18 protein-coding genes are annotated in these 20,664 nt (G+C 29.6%); 15 read left to right on the top strand and 3 right to left on the bottom strand.

Features of this window, described 5'->3' with window-relative positions; translation table 11 throughout:
- Positions 1–2: 2 nt before the first annotated feature.
- The 15 genes from ETU10_RS02135 to gmk all read left to right on the top strand — a co-directional run bounded on the left by ETU10_RS02135 (position 3) and on the right by gmk (position 17,798).
- The gene (locus ETU10_RS02135; RefSeq protein WP_146309549.1) at positions 3–1,415 is read left to right on the top strand and encodes a RagB/SusD family nutrient uptake outer membrane protein; all 1,413 of its coding nucleotides are present in this window, start codon (positions 3–5) and stop codon (positions 1,413–1,415) included.
- Between the two features lie 57 nt (positions 1,416–1,472).
- The gene (locus ETU10_RS02130; RefSeq protein WP_146309548.1) at positions 1,473–3,452 is read left to right on the top strand and encodes a S8 family serine peptidase; all 1,980 of its coding nucleotides are present in this window, start codon (positions 1,473–1,475) and stop codon (positions 3,450–3,452) included.
- 103 nt (positions 3,453–3,555) lie between these two features.
- On the top strand, positions 3,556–5,511 hold the full coding sequence (locus ETU10_RS02125) for a putative porin (RefSeq protein ID WP_146309547.1): 1,956 nt from the start codon (positions 3,556–3,558) through the stop codon (positions 5,509–5,511).
- Positions 5,512–5,536: 25 nt separating this feature from the next.
- Positions 5,537–5,944, top strand: coding sequence for an acyl-CoA thioesterase (locus tag ETU10_RS02120; protein ID WP_146309546.1), 408 nt, complete (start codon positions 5,537–5,539; stop codon positions 5,942–5,944).
- A gap of 131 nt (positions 5,945–6,075) precedes the next feature.
- On the top strand, positions 6,076–6,999 hold the full coding sequence (locus tag ETU10_RS02115) for a GYDIA family GHMP kinase (protein ID WP_146309545.1): 924 nt from the start codon (positions 6,076–6,078) through the stop codon (positions 6,997–6,999).
- A gap of 36 nt (positions 7,000–7,035) precedes the next feature.
- Positions 7,036–7,401, top strand: a complete 366-nt coding sequence (locus tag ETU10_RS02110; RefSeq protein WP_146309544.1) for a hypothetical protein — start codon at positions 7,036–7,038, stop codon at positions 7,399–7,401.
- Between the two features lie 90 nt (positions 7,402–7,491).
- The gene (locus ETU10_RS02105; protein ID WP_146309543.1) at positions 7,492–9,933 is read left to right on the top strand and encodes a multicopper oxidase domain-containing protein; all 2,442 of its coding nucleotides are present in this window, start codon (positions 7,492–7,494) and stop codon (positions 9,931–9,933) included.
- 91 nt (positions 9,934–10,024) lie between these two features.
- On the top strand, positions 10,025–10,477 hold the full coding sequence (gene bcp / locus ETU10_RS02100) for a thioredoxin-dependent thiol peroxidase (protein ID WP_146309542.1): 453 nt from the start codon (positions 10,025–10,027) through the stop codon (positions 10,475–10,477).
- A 3-nt stretch (positions 10,478–10,480) separates the two neighbouring features.
- A complete protein-coding gene (locus ETU10_RS02095) occupies positions 10,481–10,768 on the top strand; it encodes a hypothetical protein (RefSeq protein ID WP_221410357.1) in 288 nt (95 codons plus the stop codon).
- A gap of 109 nt (positions 10,769–10,877) precedes the next feature.
- On the top strand, positions 10,878–11,891 hold the full coding sequence (gene recA / locus ETU10_RS02090; protein WP_146309541.1) for a recombinase RecA: 1,014 nt from the start codon (positions 10,878–10,880) through the stop codon (positions 11,889–11,891).
- A gap of 61 nt (positions 11,892–11,952) precedes the next feature.
- Positions 11,953–13,704, top strand: coding sequence for a T9SS type A sorting domain-containing protein (locus ETU10_RS02085; protein ID WP_146309540.1), 1,752 nt, complete (start codon positions 11,953–11,955; stop codon positions 13,702–13,704).
- A gap of 203 nt (positions 13,705–13,907) precedes the next feature.
- On the top strand, positions 13,908–14,993 hold the full coding sequence (locus ETU10_RS02080) for a 3-oxoacyl-ACP synthase III family protein (RefSeq protein ID WP_146309539.1): 1,086 nt from the start codon (positions 13,908–13,910) through the stop codon (positions 14,991–14,993).
- 309 nt (positions 14,994–15,302) lie between these two features.
- The gene (locus ETU10_RS02075) at positions 15,303–16,250 is read left to right on the top strand and encodes a metallophosphoesterase (protein WP_246118407.1); all 948 of its coding nucleotides are present in this window, start codon (positions 15,303–15,305) and stop codon (positions 16,248–16,250) included.
- Positions 16,251–16,281: 31 nt separating this feature from the next.
- On the top strand, positions 16,282–17,145 hold the full coding sequence (locus ETU10_RS02070; protein WP_146309537.1) for a YicC/YloC family endoribonuclease: 864 nt from the start codon (positions 16,282–16,284) through the stop codon (positions 17,143–17,145).
- Between the two features lie 2 nt (positions 17,146–17,147).
- Positions 17,148–17,798, top strand: coding sequence for a guanylate kinase (gene gmk / locus ETU10_RS02065; protein WP_146309536.1), 651 nt, complete (start codon positions 17,148–17,150; stop codon positions 17,796–17,798).
- Positions 17,799–17,875: 77 nt separating this feature from the next.
- On the opposite strand, the gene tssD is transcribed toward gmk, so the two are convergent.
- The 3 genes from tssD to queA all read right to left on the bottom strand — a co-directional run bounded on the left by tssD (position 17,876) and on the right by queA (position 20,638).
- Positions 17,876–18,262, bottom strand: coding sequence for a type VI secretion system tube protein TssD (tssD, locus tag ETU10_RS02060; RefSeq protein ID WP_146261511.1), 387 nt, complete (start codon positions 18,260–18,262; stop codon positions 17,876–17,878).
- A gap of 267 nt (positions 18,263–18,529) precedes the next feature.
- Positions 18,530–19,570, bottom strand: coding sequence for a 23S rRNA (adenine(2503)-C(2))-methyltransferase RlmN (gene rlmN / locus ETU10_RS02055; protein ID WP_146309535.1), 1,041 nt, complete (start codon positions 19,568–19,570; stop codon positions 18,530–18,532).
- An 18-nt stretch (positions 19,571–19,588) separates the two neighbouring features.
- On the bottom strand, positions 19,589–20,638 hold the full coding sequence (queA, locus tag ETU10_RS02050) for a tRNA preQ1(34) S-adenosylmethionine ribosyltransferase-isomerase QueA (RefSeq protein ID WP_146309534.1): 1,050 nt from the start codon (positions 20,636–20,638) through the stop codon (positions 19,589–19,591).
- Positions 20,639–20,664 lie beyond the last annotated feature (26 nt).

The raw sequence follows: 20,664 nt of genomic DNA, 5'->3' as shown, positions 1-20,664 counted from the left end.
ATATGAAGGTAAAAATAATCTTTATTTCTTTTTTTCTTGTTTTAATGAGTTGTTCAGAAGACAAACTGAATACAGAACCTAGCACTGAAGTTCCATTAGATGTAATTATAAAAACGGAAGAAGGATTAATAAATGCTAAAAATGGAATATATTATTATCTAGCGCGTCCAGGTGGACTAGGATGTAATGTTGTTTTATTGGGAGATCTTATCTCAGATAATTCATTTGTAAACACATCAAATACGGGACGATTCTTAAATTTAAACAATATGTCCTACAACCCAGAATTAAATTTTGATGGTATTGAAGGAGAAGGACCACCCTTAAATAGGCTTTACGATGCCTATGCATTAGCATCTACTGTAATAAATGCACCAATATCACTAAATGATGAAATTAAACAAGCCAAGGCAGAAGCTTATGCAGCCAGAGCTTTAGCTATGTTTTTTATAGTTAATATTTATTCACCAAGTGTAGCTTTAGGATACAATCAAGAGTTTGGAATGCCTATATATAATAAAAGCTATAATCCTCAGATAAAGCACTCTAGAGCCACAATACCTGAGGTTTATACTCAAATAGAAAACGATTTATTACAATCATTAGAACTTTTTCAAAGCGAATCCTCAACAAAAACGCACTTAGGCCCTACAGCAGTAAAGTTATTGCTTTCAAGGGTTTATTTATATCAACAGAAGTGGGCTCTTGCATATGAATATGCACAACAAGTAGAATCTCAATCAGGAGGGAGTTTTGACTTTATCCAAAAAGAAAATTATGTGGATTATTTTTCATTAAACTCAGCACCAGAAACAGTTTTCGAGATTAGCTATAATCAATCAAACTCAATAGGAATCAATAGTTTATCAAGTTTTTACTCCATTACAGGAACTTATTTTCAAAATGAGTTTCGAAAAGACTTGTATAATTTATACGAAGATTCAGACATAAGAAAGAATTTATTAAAACTAGATGTTACTAACAAAGGAAATAATCCAACGGGAGAGGAAGGATATTATACATTAAAATATCCAGTAACAATGAACCTTGATTCAAATGTTAAAATTTTAAGAATGTCGGAATCAAAATTAAACAAAATAGAAGCGCTTTACCACTTAGGAAACCAAGAAGAAGCTTTAAAACAATTGAATAGTTTTGTCTCAACTAGAGGGGATTACCAATACAATAGTAAAGATAACCAATTACTTAAAGATATTTTAAAAGAAAGAAGATTAGAATTTGTAGGAGAAGGACATCAATTTTTTGATTTGAAAAGAAATAGATTACCAATTGTAAAAAAAACAAATTGTAAATTGAACTGTGAAGTTTCAGCTTCAGATAAATTATTCGTATATCCTTTACCACAGATAGAGATTCAAACGAACCCTAATATTAAACAATATCCTGGATATTAATCATATAAAATAGAATTTCATTACTTTTGTTTAATAATTAATTAACCAAAATAGTTCATGAATAAATACATATTACTATTTACATTGCTTTTCGTTTATACATATTCTTTTTCTCAGACAGAAAAAGATAGGTCGAGTATAACTAATTCTTACGACCAAAAAGAAATTGAAAAGGTTAAAAGTGAACTGAAAAGAAAGGAACAAATTAGACAAGAAATACTAGATAAATATTTAAACAAAAATTCACGTAGAGTGATGTCAGACTCATTAGAAGAAACTGGGTTACCAATATCTATTAATGACAATGGAGAAATTATTTATTTAAAAACATTTAACGAAGGATCTGCAAAGACAATTAATGAAAGAACACTTATTAGTGAATTAGCGGTGGATGGTAAGAATATGTATGCTGGGGTGTGGGACGAAGCTTTACCGAGAACAACACATCAAGACTTTAAAAATGCACAGGGTGAAGTAAGAATTGAAAAGGGAAGCGATAATGTCCAAAAAGTTTCAAAACATTCAACTCATGTTACAGGGACAATTATAGGCGGAGGGTATTCACCAGCTGCTGATAATTTACCTCAAGGATATTCCAAAGGTATGGCTCCCAATGCGCACGTTAAAAGTTTTGATTATTCAAATGATTTGTCTGAAATGACAGAGTTTGCACAAAAAGGTTATCTAGTATCCAATCATTCCTACGGAATTTCGGCATTAAATGCTAAGGGTAGACCAGTATTTGAATTAAACTCTTGGGTTTTTGGAGCATATGATTTTACGAGTTATAAGTTAGATCAGTTGGCGTATTTAAACAAATATTATCAAATGGTCATTGCAGCTGGTAATGACCGAGAAAACTATTTAAAAATTAATCCTGAAAAAGATGGATACGAACTAATTTTAAATTACGGAGTTGCAAAAAATGTGTTAACCATTGGTGCAGTAGAAGAAATAATCAATTACAACGATCCAAAAAATGTAAAGATCTCTACTTTTAGCAATTTTGGTCCAACCGATGATGGACGTATAAAACCCAATATAGTAGCCAAAGGAGTTTCCGTTTATTCCACAGGAAACTTATCCGATAATAGTTACATCTTTTTAAATGGAACATCAATGGCAACTCCATCAATTACAGGTTCCATACTACTACTTCAACAATATAATCATAAATTGAATTCTAAATATTTGACATCAGCTTCTATAAGGGGTCTATTGCAACACAGTGCTAAAGAAGCAGGATCTTATGATGGTCCCGATTATATTTATGGTTGGGGATTGGCAGATATAGGTGCTGCTGCACAAATAATAACCGATAAAAACAAAAAATCAATTTTAGAAGAAAACCAACTAAATAATAGATCGACATATATAAAAAAAATAAAAGCTTCCGGAGCAATTCCATTACAAATTTCCATTTCATGGACTGATCCTGAAAATAAAAATTATAATGGAGATATTTTAGGATTGTCCACAGGGAAATTTATAGCAGGAGTAAAAGATCCAGATCAGTTAAATTTAGTCAATGATTTAGATGTAAAAGTCACACAAATAAATAATGAAGGTCAAGTAATAGCAACTTATTATCCTTGGAGGCTTAATAAGTTTCAACCCAATTTACCTGCAAAAAATGACGGGACTAATGATGTAGATAATTTTGAAAGAGTCGATATTCCAAATCCTAATGGAGAGTACTTAATAACTATTTCGCATAAAGGAAATTTAACTAATAATAGTCAAGATTATACATTAATTGTCACCGGGCCATCAATGGAAACAGTTGAAACAGTAGAAGAAGAATTTAAATTGCAAGAAACTAAGGTTTATCCTATACCATCTAAGGACTATGTTTACATATATGTAATGAAAAATTCAACGTATAAAGTTTACGGTACATCAGGCAACTTATATTTAACAGGAACTTTAATTGAGGGCGAAAATAAAATTGATACATCGAGTTTATCTTCTGGAATTTATTTTGTTAGAATAAACGATGGAAAAAACAATGAAACAAAGAAAATAATTGTGCAATAAAAGAACTAAAATTTATTTTTAATAATTAAATACGATCGATAGTTTTAGCTGGCTTAGTTGCCAGCTTTTTATTTTTATATTTGCAAAGAGCATATACCCATAAATGATAAAAATAAAATTATTATTACTAGTAGCAAGTTTGCTGATAACGAGTTTAATATATTCTCAAAGAGAAGAACAGGCAATAGATATTTCAACAAATAAAAGTTCAGATCCAGCGAAAATTGATACACTTAAAAATTTAAACCCAACTATATATTCCTATCAATACTGGACAGAGGATACTCCTAAATCTATATTTGATACAGTTTTAACTATAGATAAGTATTATAAAAATAGAATGTATAATCATAAAGATGATTTTGGAACCATTCCCTTTTCTAATATAGGAGAAGCATTTAATCCCTTATTATACAACACAAATATTAATTCTTCCATTTCACTTATACCCCAAGGGAAATCATACAATCTATTAGATGTTGACCAGGTTAGATATTACGATGTTAAAACCCCAATGACAGAATTTCAATATAACAACGGGTACAAACAAGGACATTCATTATCCACCATGTTTACACATAATATAAATTCACAATTTAACTATTCCATACAATATAAAGGACTTCGGTCAGAGGGTAAGTATTTAGACCAATTAGCCTCCAACAATACTTTTTTAGTTACCACAAATTATCATACTAAAAATCTAAGATATAAGTTTTGGGCACATTATTTAATAACAAACGCTAATAACGAAGAAAATGGAGGTATACAAAATCCTAAAAATTTTGAAGATGGAGATTCAAGATTTACAAGTAGAAATCGATTACAAGTGAATTTAACAGATGCATACTCTAAATATGAGCAAAGAAGATTTTATTTAGCCCAACAATTCGGACTTGTGCCGTCAAAAGAAAATACCTACGTGGCCTCAATTAAAAATATTTTTTCATATGAGACCATGCATTATACCTATGAAGAACTAAAAACATTAAATACATATTATTCATCAGTAGAAAATATGTATGGAGGCAGTAATCTAGCAGAACATTATAACACTAAAGAATTTAGGAAATTTTCAAATCAAACGATGGCAGTCTTAGATTTAAGCGATCGATTGCATTTAGAAGCGGGAGTAAAATATGAGCATTTAGAGTTTAATTTTGATCGTTTAATGGATCCAGCAACAACAACTATTCCTGAAAAGATTAAGGATGATAGAATTGGAGTAGCTGGAAATTTAACCTTTAATTGGAATAAGGGTATCGTTTTAACTTCTCAAGGAGAAGCCCTAACCGGAAATCAATTTAACAACTCATACTATATCAATAATAGATTAACCTTACAACCATTTAAAGGATATTTTATAGAAGCTAATTTGGGGGTTAAATCACAAATTCCATCCATAAATTTATTATACAATCAAAGTTTTTATAAACAATTTAACTATTTTATAGAAAACCCAGAAAATGAAACAACTATACAGATGGGGGGAGCTTTAAGAATGAAGCCATTTAATACAAGATTTACAGTTCAGTTTTTTAACATAGACAATTATACGTATTTAGATGATGAATATGCTCCTAAGCAGTCCAGTACTTCTGTTAACCTAGCACAAATAGGGTTAAAAAATTCTTTTCAGTATAAAAAATTTCATTTAGAAACCGCTTTAGCTTATCAAAATGTCACTAGAAATAAAGAAATATTGCCCTTGCCAGAATTTATAGGAAGAGCAACTTTCTATTACCAGTCCAAAATTTTTAAAGAAAAGGCTGAGGTTCAAGCAGGGATAAATGCATATTACTTTTCAAAGTTTAAATCCAGAATGTTTTTTCCTGTGACCAATGAATTTAAATTACAATCAGGAACAGAAAATTATAGAATCGGAGAATATCCATTGCTAGACCTATTTATACACTTTAAAGTAAAAAGAATGTTGTTTATTTTTGAAGCGCAACATTTTAATTCAAGTCTATCAGGATATGATTTTTATAGTACTCCTTTAAACCCTTATACAGATTTTCGTTTAAACATAGGAATTCTTTGGTACCTATTTACTTAAAAACAAATTTTAAAAAATAATAATAATGAATAGTTCAATATTCCAACTAGAAATGAAGGTAAGAGATTATGAATGTGATGCGCAAGGAATTGTAAACAATGCAAATTATCAACATTATTACGAAGTAGCACGACATGAATTCTTAGAAAAAGAAGGTTTAAATTTTTATGAGCTTCATACCCAAGGTACAGACTTAGTATTAATAAGCATCTTTGTGAAATATATAGCTTCATTACAGGGAGGAAATCAATTTATATGTACCATTGAATCTTTAGAAAAACAAGGAATCCGATATTTTTTTAATCAGAAAATTATTAGAAAATCAGATTTAAAACTTTGTTCAGAAGCCAGAGCCGAAGTGGTATCTGTAGTTAAAGGAAGAGTAAGTATACCAAAAATTTTAGATGATTCTTTTAGTAAATATTTGCAATAAGTAATTCAAAGACTATTTTTTAGTTTTGGTATAATTCATTGATATATATATATTGTTAAAATTGTACGCCTAAAAATAGCAGTTAAAGTAGTTATAAAAACATATAGGTTAAATAATTAATTCAAAAAAAATTGGATTCAATAAAAACATTTAAGAGCAGAGGAAAATTACTATTAACCGGAGAGTACGCCGTCTTAGACGGTGCTTTAGCTCTAGCAGTTCCAACGCAAGTAGGACAAACATTGCAGATTCATCCAGTTACTAAGGAAAATAACCAAATAACTTGGCTAGCTTATAAGCATAATGGGGAGCTATGGTTTAACTGTATTTTGGATATATATACAGAGCAAGTTGTAAAGACGAATCAACCAGATATAGCTTTAAAATTATTGAAAATTTTTCTTGAAGTAAAAAAATTAGGTTCAAAAATTTTTCAAGAAAACTCTAGTTTTGAATGTGAAACACATTTAGAATTTCCTGAAAATTGGGGATTAGGCACAAGCTCAACGCTAATTAATAATATTGCTAAATGGACAAAAGTGGATCCGTATAAACTTTTATCCCAGACTTTTGGAGGTAGTGGCTATGATATTGCATGCGCAAATGCTGAAAACCCAATTACCTATAGGTTGCAAAAAGAAAAAGAACCTATTGTAAGGGATGTTTATTTCCCTTCAGAAATATCAGATAGAATTATTTTTGTATATCTTAATAACAAGCAAAACTCAAGAGAAGGAATTCAACATTACAGACAAAAAGAAAAATCTCAAGCATTGGTGGAGGCAATTTCAGAGATTACAGAACAAATAATTACTTCTAAAATTAGGTATGAAGAATTTGCCTATCAAATAATCCAGCACGAAAACTATATTTCAAAATTCATCGAAATACCTACAATAAAAGAGAAATTATTTTCAGATTATCCGGGTTTCATAAAAAGTTTAGGGGCTTGGGGAGGAGATTTTATAATGGCTGAAAAAACAGATAATTCAGAACAATATTTTAGAGGTAAAGGATATAAAGTTGTAAAGAATTATGACGAACTATTGATATAATTAAAAATTTAATTTTTTGTATCTTTGTTTATACGTATGATTGGGAAAAAAATTATCGTAATTCTTATCACTATAGGGGTAGTATTTCAAACACCTCACTTATTAGCCCATGGAATTCATGGGCAAAATAAAAACTTTAGTAATAATTCCAAAACTCATAGTTGTTGTAGAGATAAGTGCAATCATCATAATAAACAGAATTGCAAAGAAACAAAGAATAAAAAAAATTGTTGTGATATTTTATGTGCACCCTCTTTTATAAAATTACAATTGTTTTTCAACGAGCCTAGTATAGAAAAATATAATTTAAATAAGACGTATCTACCCTTAATAAAGTTTAATACTTTCTTTACGTATCAATCGTATACCTCAGTAAATTGGGTGCCACCTCAATTCATTTAATTCTTTAACTAATAGTAAACTTATAAAGAATTCCAATGATCTGAATTATTGGAATGTATACTTTTTTAAAAAATCTTTAAGAATTAATGGATGAAAATAATAGAAAAATTAGTACTAATTAATTTTATATTAATAGGTATTACCCATATAAAAGCACAAAAAATAGTTAAGTATGATTTGTATGTAACAGATACAATTACCCATATTGGTGGTAAAAAGAAAAAAGCCCTAGCGGTGAATGGACAAATACCTATGCCTACTCTTCATTTTACGGAAGGAGATACAGCAGTAATATCTGTACATAATAAACTAAAAAATAAAGAAACCCTTATGCACTGGCACGGGTTATTATTACCCAATCAGTATGACGGAGTAGATCATCTTACCTCACCGCCTATAAAAGCAGGAGAAACCATGGTGTATAAATTTCCAATCATACAAAATGGAACTTATTGGTATCATTCACATACCGGCTTACAAGAACAAGACGGTTTATACGGAGCCTTTATTATAGATAAAAAAGACAAAATAGACAACCTTCCAGAATATACAGTACTTTTAAGCGATTGGACAAATTCTCGATCGAAAGGAGTTTTAAGAAGATTATATTTTCATGATGATTGGGCAGCCATACAAAAAAATAAGGTACAAAAAGGAGTAACCCAAAGTTATTCAGAAGCCATAGCACAAGGATATTTAGGCACCAAGCTTAAAAATGAATGGAAAAGGATGACTGCCATGGATGTTAGTGATGTTTATTACGATCAAGTACATATTAATGGAAAAGAAGAGGACTTCTTTAAAGAATACAAGGGGAATAAAGTAAAATTAAGAATTATTAACGGAGGTTCTTCCTCGTATTTTTGGGTTCAGTATTCCGGAGGAAAAATGCAGGTAATTGCCGCAGATGGTAAAGATGTGCATCCAGTTGAAGTGGATCGGTTTATAATTGGAAATGGAGAAACTTACGATGTAATTATAGAAATACCAGAGGTAGATACTTCCTATGAATTATTAGCGACCACCGAAGATAGAATTCGCACAGCTTCTTTATGGATAGGAAATGGAAATCATAAACAAAGTATGAAAAGATTAGAGCCACTAAAATACTTTGAAGGAATGAAAATGATGAATGATATGATGAAGATGAATGGAAACTTAGATAATATGGGGATGAAAATGAGTTACCAAACGATGGATATGAATCAAGTTATGTATCCGGAAATACAAAATCTAAAACATCACGATCCTTCCATGCATATGAAAGAGAAAGAAGTCTCTAAAGAAAACCAAGATATGCATTTGAATAAAGAAGAAGACCATTCAAGCCATATGAATATGCCAGAATCATCACACAATGGTCAGCATGAACATCAATCGCATACGCATATGAAAAAAGATTTCGAAGAACAATCGCCTGAAGATCAAGGACAGTATAGTTCAACAACTACAATGACTGAACATGAACATACATCTCATTCAATGTCGATCGATAAGTTGGAAAAAAATAATTCACAAAATCCTGTAACCTTAAATTATTCTATGCTAAAATCTACAGAACCCACCAATTTAAAAGAAGGGCCTGTAAGAGAAATGTATTTAGAATTAAATGGAAATATGGAAAGATATGTTTGGTCTTTTAATAATAGAAACCTATCAGAAACGGATAAAATTGTTGTGAAAAAAGGAGAAAAATTAAGAATCACCTTTGTTAATAACTCAATGATGAGACATCCTTTGCATTTGCATGGGCATTTCTTTAGAATATTAAACGGTCAAGGAGAATATTCCCCCTTAAAACATACCATGGATATTATGCCAATGGAAAAAAACGTGATTGAATTTGAAGCAGACGAAACAGGAGATTGGATTTTTCATTGTCACATTCTATATCATATGATGTCTGGAATGGGAAGAGTATTTAGCACTCAAGATTCAACACAAGTTTCACGTTCACATGGAGGAGAACACGATTGGAAAATGTTTTCTAAAATGATGGGAAATATGGAACGATTGGCTGTAATGAATGAAATAAGTAATAAAGGAAATACGGGGAAATTAAGAATTGAAAATAGCCGATGGGCACTTTTACAGGCAGAGTGGAAATTGGCATACAAGGACAACCCCGGTTATGAAGTAGAAGCAAGGGTAGGTCGTTATATAGGTAAAATGCAATGGTTTATGCCTTATATAGGATATTCCTTTTCATATACGACAGCAGGTAGAGAAAAAAATATATTTGGACAAAAGTATAATAAAGAAACAATCAACAATTTAGCCATAGGATTTAGATATTTGCTGCCTATGCGAGTGCTATTAGATGCGAGTGTTTCTCCTGTTAACGGAGAACTTAAAATAAAATTAGAAAAAGAAGATATAGCTTTAACACCAAGAACTCGGCTAGATTTATCTCTAGATAGTCATTTAGGATTTACAACCAGAGCTCGCTATATTATTAGTAAAAACTTTTCAATTGCAGCTTATTACGATAGTGAATGGAAATGGGGAGCAGGATTGGCGTTTAGATATTAAATTTAATTGTAAAAAGGAATAATAGAAATTGTTTTATTATTCCTTTTTTTATAAATATATTTACAATATAAACATTAGTAAACCTAATCATATGTTAGAAATTGGAGATAAAGTACCAGATTTTGTAGGTATAGATCAAGAAGGGAAGCAGATAAGATATTCAGATTACCAAGGCGAAAAATTAGTAGTTTATTTTTATCCAAAAGCCAATACCCCAGGTTGTACGGCCGAAAGCTGTAGTTTAAGAGATAATTATCAAGCTTTGCAAGCAAAAGGATATGAGATCATTGGTATTAGTGCAGATCCTGTAGAAAAGCAAAAATCTTTTCATGAAAAATTTTCCTTTCCATTCCCCTTAATTGCGGATACAGATAAAAAAATAATACAAGCTTTTGGAGCTTGGGGAAAGAAAAAATTTATGGGTAGAGAATACGATGGAATTTTAAGATACACGTTTTTGATAGATGAAAAAGGTCTGATTACAAATGTTATCACAAAAGTAAAAACCAAAGACCACGCAGAACAAATATTAAAAGAAAATTAAAGAATGAATTTATCCATTGTTGAAAGCATTAGAACCAATAATTTTAATGATCCTGAAATTCTTAAAAAAATACAAGCGATTTGGAGTAATTCAATTCCTAAAATTAAAGATTCTGGTTATCAAGATAATATTTATGGAGTTTATCATGAATACGATTCTAATTACCAAGGAGATTACACTTTAAGTATAATGATTGAGAATAAAGTAGGCGTGCTCAATTTATCAGAAGAGAATTACAAAATATTTATAGTAGATAAACCCGATGGAGAAGGTATATATCAAACTTGGTAAAAAAATTGGAAATTAGAAGAAGAGAGCAAATTAAGCAGAGCTTATACTTATGATTTTGAAAAATATGAACCTTCTGGGGAAGTAAAAATTTATATAAAAGTAAAATAAAATGGCAGAAAAAGAAAATAAAGATACCAATAGTTCTGAAGCAAAGAAAAAAGCATTAAATCTAATTTTGGACAAATTGGACAAAACCTACGGAAAAGGAGCTGTTATGCGTATGGGAGATAAACCCGTAGAAGAGGTAGATGTGATTCCTACAGGTTCCTTTGGAATTGATTTAGCTTTAGGGGTTGGTGGTTATCCAAGAGGGAGAGTAATTGAAATTTTTGGACCTGAATCTTCAGGAAAAACTACACTAACCTTACATGCAATAGCAGAAGCGCAAAAAAAAGGGGGAGTAGCAGCATTTATAGATGCAGAACACGCCTTTGATCCGACCTACGCGCAAAAACTAGGTGTAAATTTAGATGAATTAATAATTTCACAGCCCGATGATGGTGAGCAAGCATTGGAAATTGCTGATAATTTAATTCGTTCCGGCGCTATAGATATTGTGGTAGTTGATTCTGTTGCAGCCCTAACGCCACGAGCTGAAATTGAGGGTGAGATGGGAGACTCTAAAATGGGATTACACGCTCGTTTAATGTCGCAAGCATTAAGAAAACTTACTGGAACTATAAGTAAAACTAAATGTACCGTAATCTTTATCAATCAGTTAAGAGAAAAAATAGGGGTAATGTTTGGCAATCCAGAAACTACAACCGGGGGAAATGCACTAAAATTTTACGCCTCTGTGCGTATGGATATACGTAAGTCAGGAAGCCCAATAAAAGATGGAGATAATGCTATAGGGAGCAGAGTAAAAGTAAAAGTAGTAAAAAATAAAGTTGCTCCACCTTTTCGTCAAGCAGAGTTTGATGTAATGTATGGAGAAGGAATATCTAAAGTTGGAGAGGTATTAGACTTAGGTGTTGAAATGGGAATTGTCGGAAAATCAGGTTCTTGGTTTAGTTACCAAGACACAAAATTAGGACAAGGAAGAGATGCAGTCAAGCAATTATTAAAAGACAATCCAGAATTGTTAGAAGAAATTGAAAATAAAATAAAAGAAAAGCTGTAAGAAAAAAACCTTTATTGAAAAATAAAGGTTTTTTTTCTTAAATTTGAACAAAAACTAACAAATGAATTTTAAACTCTATACTTTATCAGCCTTTTTATTTGTAAACATATTTAACTTAAAGGCGCAGAATATTGATTTTTCATATCTACCTTTAAAGCAATATTTATTATCCTCTAGCTCTGAGAATAAAATAGCTAAAGATGCTAAAGGTAATAGTATAGCAATTGATAGTAATGGAGATGGGGAAATTTCCTATGAGGAAGCATTAAACGTATTTTATTTATATGTAGATGTTCAAAATATGTGGAGTTTATCTCCACCAAATATTAATGATTTTTCAACAGAAGAATTAAAATTTTTTTCTAACATTGAAATAATTAATTGTGCAGGTACATATGTTTCTGCTGTAGTTCCATCTAAACCATTTTATTTTATAGATTTATCGGGATTAATTAATCTAAAAGAATTTTATGGTCAGAATGATCTAAGGAATGGAGGAATAGGCATAAAATTCCCACAGGTCATGCCTAAATTAAAAATAGCACATTATTTTCAATTATTTGATTTTTTAGATATTTCACAAGCACCCAATGTGGAAGAGATTGAGGCGTCAAACGCAGTAATTGAAAATGCTATAAGTTTAAAAAAATTAAACACTTATGGCGAAAATATACATTTAAAAAATCTTCCTAATCTAGCTGAATTAGAAATAAGATTTACCTCACAGCTTTATTTGGAAGATCTTCCTAAAATAATAGATTTGGATATAGATACTTATTCTATTTCGGATTTAGATGAGGATTCTAAAAATGTGAATAAAAGTATTACAATTAATAACTTGCCTAATCTTGTTAATTTAAGAACAACCCTACTAAGTATGGGAGAAACAACAGGTCTGGCTGGTTTACATAAATTGAATCTTTTCAATCTACCTAAACTTGAATATCTTGATTGTTCAAAAAATAGATTAAGCATCTTAGATGTTTCTAATTTAGGAAATTTATCAAAATTAAATGCTTCTAATAATTTTTATCTGAGATCAATAAATTTGAATGAGCATCTAAAACAATTAGATTTAAGTGGCAATAAAAGTTTGGAGGATTTAGAGGTTAAAAAATTAGTTAATTTAACCAAACTTAATCTTTCCAGAACTGCAATTAAGACGATTGATCTTACACAAAACTTAGACTTAGAAGAATTAATTACTTCTGAAAGTAACCTATCAGAATTAGATTTAACTAAGAATCAAAAAATAAAATTTTTTAAGCCTATTTCAATGACTTCAAATAAAATAGATTTAAGAAAACTAAATATTAAAAATAAAGTTTTAGATCTTTGGATTGATGAAGAAAATAAATTAATTCCAGGTATATTTCAAAATTATTTAGAATTTATATGCGTTGATCCCGAAGAGTTAACTTATTTTAATCAAGATGTATCCAATATTTTTCCTAATTTAAATAAATTTAACGCAAAAATTACTTCTGATTGTGAGCCATATTATAAGGATGATTTACCTCAGGAAGAGGATAAAGATAATCCTAGTGTTACTGTTAATAATCCAGATAAAGAAGAAATACAATCTTTAATAACTTCAAATTCTATATATCCTAATCCTGTTAAAGATCAATTATTTATTAATACCAAGCAAAAAGTAAATGATATTGAAATTTATGATATAAATGGGAAATTAGTTAGTAAACAGTCAATTTTTGATAATAAAGTTGACACCTCATTTTTATCTAAGGGGGTATATATCTTAATCACATATTCCTCCCTTGGCAAGGATAAACATAAATTTATAAAGCAATAAATTAAATATTAAAATAAAATTAATTTGTTTTGTTTTTCATTCTGAAATAATAAATGTTTGTTTGGTATGTAATTATTCTTTCTAAAACTATTATTAAAGCTTTACAATAAAATTTTAAAATGCAACTTAGATTAATTAGTTAGAATTATATAAATTTGCAAAATTGTTAGTTAAGAGTAATAAAATCAATAGCAAAAAAATATATGTTACAAAGTATCATAACAGGCTCAGGATCTTATTTGCCCAACAAAATTGTTCCCAATAGTAGTTTTGAACAAATCACTTTTTTTGATGAAAATAGGGAACCTTTAGTAAAATCAACCAGTGAGATTATCCAAAAATTTGCAGATATTACTGAGATTACAGAAAGGCGCTATATAGAAGATGATTCTGTAATGAATTCAGATTTAGCTGCAGAAGCAGGGAAGTTGGCTATTGAAAATGCGGGGATTGATAAGGAGGAATTGGATTATATAATTGTAGCACATAATTTTGGTAATATTGATTCAGATGAGAGACAAGTTAGAATAACCCCATCTATATCTGCTTTAACTAAACAAAAATTAGGAATTAAAAATACGCAGTGTAAACCCTACGATATGGTTTTTGGATGTCCGGGTTGGAATGAAGGGGTTATTTTAGCAGATCAATTTATAAAAGCAGGTATTGCTAAAAAGATTTTAGTCATAGGTTCAGAAACTCTTTCTAGAAGTGTCGATCCGTTTGATAGAAATTGCATGATATTTTCTGATGGAGCCGCTGGCGTTGTATTAGAAGGGAGAGAAAAAAGTGATGAGCCTATAGGTATATTAAATCATTACACAAGATCTGACAATGGAGAAGAAGTATTCTATTTAACTACAGATAAATCACTAAATCCAGAATACGTTGGCTCTAGAGCCAATATAAGAATGAGAGGTAGGAAAATTTATGAGTATGCATTAAAATATGTTCCTCAAGCAATAAAAAAAGTTATTGATGATGCGGGATATACCATAACAGATATAAATAAAGTATTGCTACATCAAGCAAATGCCAAGATGGATCATGCCATGTTGCAAAGATTATTTAGACTTTATGGATTACCTATTAGTTCTATTCCTGAGGGAATTGCACCAATGACGATTCAAAAATTTGGAAACTCATCAGTTGCAACAATTCCTACCATGTATGATATGATGGCAAAAGGAAATTTTCTGAATCAAACATTTAAATCAAATGATTTAGTAATATTTGCTTCAGTAGGAGCAGGAATGAATATAAATGCAATTCTATATAGAATGCCATAACAATTAATTGTGAAAAATTTCCTTGCAGTATTAGCTATTTTTTTATTAATAGTTGAGTATTATTCGTATCAAGGAATAAAAGTTTTATTTAAAAATAAAAAAATACAGTATGTATGCACAATTATATCTTTCACTCTTCTTTTCTTTATTACTGTAAGTTTTTATCAAATAAACAGAAATAATAAATTTCAAATACAATTTTTAATAGGATTATTTATTATTATATATATACCTAAACTTCTTTTTGCATTTATACTTTTCCTTGAAGACATTTTTAGAATTTTAAAATTTTTATTCAATCAGTTTTATTTGAATGGAAAGAATCTTAAAGAAAAATCTAGTATTAAATATTTACCTCAAAGAAGAAAAGCAGTTAGCTTAATAGGATTGGGTATAGCATCTATTCCTTTTTTAGGAGTGATAGAGGGAATTATTTGGGGTAAATTTGATTATAGAATTAGAAGAAAAATTATTTATTTTGATGATTTGCCAGAAGAATTTGATGGATATAAGGTAGCACAACTTTCTGATATTCATATGGGAAGTTTTAATATTGAAGATTATAAAAAGATTGAAAGAGGAATTCAGATGCTAAATGAAGAAAATCCAGATATTTTTTTCTTCACTGGAGATTCTGTGAATAACTATGCAGAAGAATTAAAACCTTGGTTGCCGTTGTTAAAAAAAATTAAAGCTAAAGACGGGAAAATATCAATACTTGGTAATCATGACTATGGGATTTATGCTTATGGTGTAGATAATGTTAAAAAGCAACAGGAAAACATAAATAAGATACAAGAATTTCATGAAGAGATAAATTGGCAATTGCTTAAAAATGAGTCATTGCAAATAAAAAAAGAAAAAAGTTATATAAATATTATAGGAGTAAAAAACTGGGGAGAAGGTAATTTTCCGAAGGACGGAGATTTAGAATTGGCTTCAAAAAATATAAAAGATGGAGATTTTAATATTTTGTTATCTCACGATCCTTCTCATTTTGATGCTCATGTAAAAACCTATTATAAAAAAATTCATTTAACCTTATCAGGACATACACACGGTATGCAATTTGGAGTTGAAATTCCAGGAATAGCCAAATGGTCTCCTGTAAAATATAGATATCCTAAATGGGCGGATCTTTATAAGGAAAAGGATAGATATTTATATGTAAATAGGGGATTTGGATATTTAGGATTTTCAGGGAGAGTAGGTATTTGGCCTGAAATTACTATCATTGAATTAAAAAAAACTGTATAAATAAAATTTCTATAATTTTAAGGAAATTAATATGATAAAATCTATGACTGGCTATGGGAAGTCAGAAGTTAGTGAGGGAAATTGTAAAATATCTACTGAAATTAAGACACTTAATAGTAAAACACTTGATCTTTATGTTAAAATACCTACTCGATATAAATGTAAAGAACTAGAGATAAGAAAAATTATAGCAGATCATGTCTTTAGAGGGAAAGTGGATTTTTCCATGAATATTGAAAATGCTGACGAAGATAGTAATCCCAAGCTTAATATAAATACTATAAAAAATTATATAAAAGATCTGGAAACACTTCAGATGGAAGTTTCCCAAGCAGAATATTTAAAGATGGCTGTGAGGATGCCCGAAGTGTTTTTAAATAGAGAAGAATTAGAAATATCCGAAGATGAATGGGAACAGGTTGTAATAAGTATTAAAACTGCCTTATTAAAACTTGATGATTTTAGAAAAGAAGAAGGTCAATCATTAAATGAAATTCTTAATATTTATATTCTCAATATTTTAAATTCTGTAAAAGAGATTGAAAAATATGAGAAAGAAAGAATAGAGATAGTTACTCAAAAATTAATTAAACAGTTAGATGAAATAAAAGTTCAATATGATGAACAAAGATTTCATCAGGAGTTGGTGTATTATATTGAAAAATTAGATATTAGTGAAGAGAAAGTTAGATTACAGCAGCACTGCAAATATTTTATGCAGATGCTAAATGAAAAAGATCCAATAGGCAAAAAGTTAGGATTTATAGCTCAAGAAATGGGTAGAGAAATTAATACAATTGGTTCTAAAGCCAATCATTCCATAATACAAAAATTAGTAGTTTTGATGAAAGATGAGCTTGAAAAAATAAAAGAACAAACCAATAATATATTATAGATATGGGGTTAGTGTACCATAAACCAGGCAATGATGCTTTAGATTTAACCCAATTGCTACCAGGGAAAAAAGTGGAAGGGAAATTAATAATTTTATCTGCGCCTTCAGGTGCTGGTAAAACAACTATTGTAAAATATTTATTATCTATAATTCCAAATCTTTCCTTCTCTGTATCTTGTACAACCAGAGAGAAGAGAGACAATGAAAAAGAAGGAGAAGATTATTATTTTATTTCTAAAGATGAATTCGAGCGTAAAATAGAAAATAATGAATTTATTGAATATGAAGAGGTTTATAATAATCAATTTTATGGAACATTAAACTCTGAAATTGAAAGATTATGGAGTTTAGGGAAACATGTAATTTTTGACATTGATGTTAAAGGAGGAATAAATTTAAAAAATGAGTTTAAAAATAAGGCTTTAGCTATATTTATAGCTCCTCCATCCTTAAAAGTACTTGAAGAGCGATTAAGACTAAGAAATACTGAAAATGAAGAGTCATTAAAGAAAAGAATTCAAAAAGCTGACGAAGAGTTGCTTTATGCGAAAAATTTTGATTCACTTGTAATTAATGATAATCTAGAAAAATCTAAGTTTAAAACGGAACAGTTAGTAAAAAGTTTTATAAGTAGTCCAATTAAGGGCATATAATTTTTAATAAAATAAAAAAAGAAGCTTGAGGTAAAGCTCCTTTTTTTATTTTATTAATTGATGAAATTTAATAAGTTTTAAACCCAATCGTTAACATGTTCTCCAGTTCCTACTTTAATAGTTTTTGCAGATATTAAGAAAGTTTCTTTTAATGGGCTTCTTCCAATAGAATCAAAATTTTCACGATATTTAACAACATATCCATCAGTGAAATCTAATTGTTTTAAAGTGGCATCAGAATCTCTTTTTATGAAAATTACAGAACCATCTTTTCTTTCAAAACTATTAGTCATCCACTCAAAAATATCAGTATCTCCAGTTGATTCTATAGTAATTTCAATTCTTCCACCTCTAGTTTGTGAGGATGGGCGACCTGTAGGGTCAGTTTCTTGGGATAAAGAATAATTAATATTTAAAATATTATACTTTTTACCTCCAACTTCTAATCGTGCTTTAAATGACATAAATGTTTTTTTATTATTATAATAATTCTTTTAAAAAAAAGTTGCTGTATAAAAGGCAACTATTTATTACAAAAGTAATAAGTTTTATCTGTTTTTAGTAAGATGAAAAACGTTAAATAAAAGTTAAAAAATATTTCTATTAATTTTAGTTAAATTTTGGTAAGAGTTATCAAATTTTAATTTTACTTATAGGAAATTAAAACTCTTTTATTTGCATATATACATTATCAAAAATATTTTATTTTGAGGTTAAGGAAATTTTTCTAATCAATGTTTATTTGCTAATTGACCACAGGCAGCATCAATATCTTGTCCTCGACTTTTTCTTATTTTAGCAATAATATTATTTTTTTCTAAGTGCTGAATATATTTTTCAACGGCTAGATTACTTGCCTGTGAATATATTCCATCGTCAATGGAGTTATATTGGATTAAATTTACTTTAGAAGGCACTTGTTTGCAAAACATTACTAATGCTTTTATATCCTCATCTGAATCGTTAATGCCTGCCCAAATAATATATTCAAAAGTAATTCTACTTTTTGTTTGTGCATACCAATATTTTAAAGACTCTAAAATATCTTTTAAAGGGAATTTTAAACTAAAAGGCATTAGCTTATTTCTCTTTTCTTCAATAGCAGAATGTAAGGAAAGAGCTAGCTTAATTTTTAAATTTTCATCTGCCAATTTAACAATCATTTTAGGAATGCCTGAAGTTGAAAGAGTAATTCGTCTGGGTGACATACCTAGTCCTTTTAGATCTGTGATTTTTTGTATAGCATTTATGACGGAATTGTAATTTAGAAGAGGTTCTCCCATACCCATAAAAACTATATTTGAAAGCGGTTTATGATGGTATTCAGCACTTTGTTTATTAATTAAATTTACTTGATCAACAATCTCAGAGGCTGTTAGATTCCTCATTCTTTCAAGTTGAGCTGTGGCACAAAATGTACAATCTAAGCTACAACCAACCTGAGAAGATATACATGCAGTAGTTCTCTTAGAAGTGGGTATTAGAACCGATTCAACAATATTGCCATCGTAAAGTTTTACAGCATTTTTAATAGTCCCGTCAACAGATTTTTGAAATGAATGTACTTTTGCTGGATTAATTATAAAATTGCTTTCCAATTTTTCTCTTAAAGATTTTGATAAATTGGTCATTTCAGAAAGTGAATGTGTATTTTTATTCCATAACCAATCATAAACCTGTTTGGCTCTAAACGCAGGTTCTTTAATAGAGGAAAAATAAGCCTTAAGTTCTTCTAAACTTAAGGCTCTAATATCTTTTTTCTTTATATCCAAATTTTATAACTATTTAATTTAAATAATTAACATAGCATCTCCATAAGAATAAAATTTATACCCCTCATTTACCGCTTCCTTGTAAGCTTTCATAACTAAATCGTAACCTGCAAAGGCAGAGATCATCATCATTAAAGTAGACTTAGGCGTATGAAAGTTAGTGATCATACAATTTGCGATTCCAAAATCGTAAGGAGGAAAAATAAATTTATTGGTCCATCCAACGTACGGATTTAGTCGATTATTTGCAGATACAGAGGTTTCAATGGCTCGCATAGAAGTTGTTCCTACTGCACATACTCTACGCTTGTTTTCAATGGCATGGTTTACAATTTCACAAGTTTTTTCTGAAATTGATACTTGTTCACTTTCCATTTTGTGTTTAGAAAGATCTTCAACCTCTACTGAAGCGAAAGTTCCTAAACCTACGTGTAAGGTTATCTCAGCAAAATCAATTCCCTTAATCTCTAAACGTTTTAATAAATGTTTAGAAAAGTGTAACCCGGCAGTAGGAGCCGCTACTGCTCCCTCATTTTTTGCATATATAGTTTGGTATCTTTCAATATCTTCCGCATCTGGTTTACGTTTAATATATTTTGGTAGTGGTGTTTCACCTAATTCCTTCAATTTTATTCTAAATTCTTCATAAGAACCGTCGAATAAAAATCGTAAAGTTCTACCTCTAGAGGTTGTATTATCAATAACTTCAGCAACTAAACTATCATCATCAGTAAAAAATAATTTATTTCCTATGCGAATCTTTCTTGCAGGATCTACCAAAACATCCCAGATCCTAGATTCAGCATCTAATTCACGTAATAAAAAAACTTCAATTTGTGCCCCAGTTTTTTCTTTATTCCCATATAAGCGTGCAGGAAAGACTTTAGTATTGTTTAAAATAAACACATCCCCCTCATCAAAATAATCAATAACGTCTTTAAACAATTTATGTTCAATTTGTCCTGAATTTTTATGAACAACCATTAGCCTAGACTCATCTCTATTTTCAGAAGGTCGTTCAGCTAAAAGTTCTGGGGGCAATTTAAAGTCAAAATCTGAAGTTTTCATTATTAAATTTTTAATTTAAGTTGCAA

The organism is Apibacter muscae (assembly GCF_007845595.1).
In the GTDB taxonomy this organism is placed as follows: domain Bacteria; phylum Bacteroidota; class Bacteroidia; order Flavobacteriales; family Weeksellaceae; genus Apibacter; species Apibacter muscae.
Note: the sequence above shows the minus strand (reverse complement) of the source record. Positions and strands in the feature narration are given on the sequence as shown.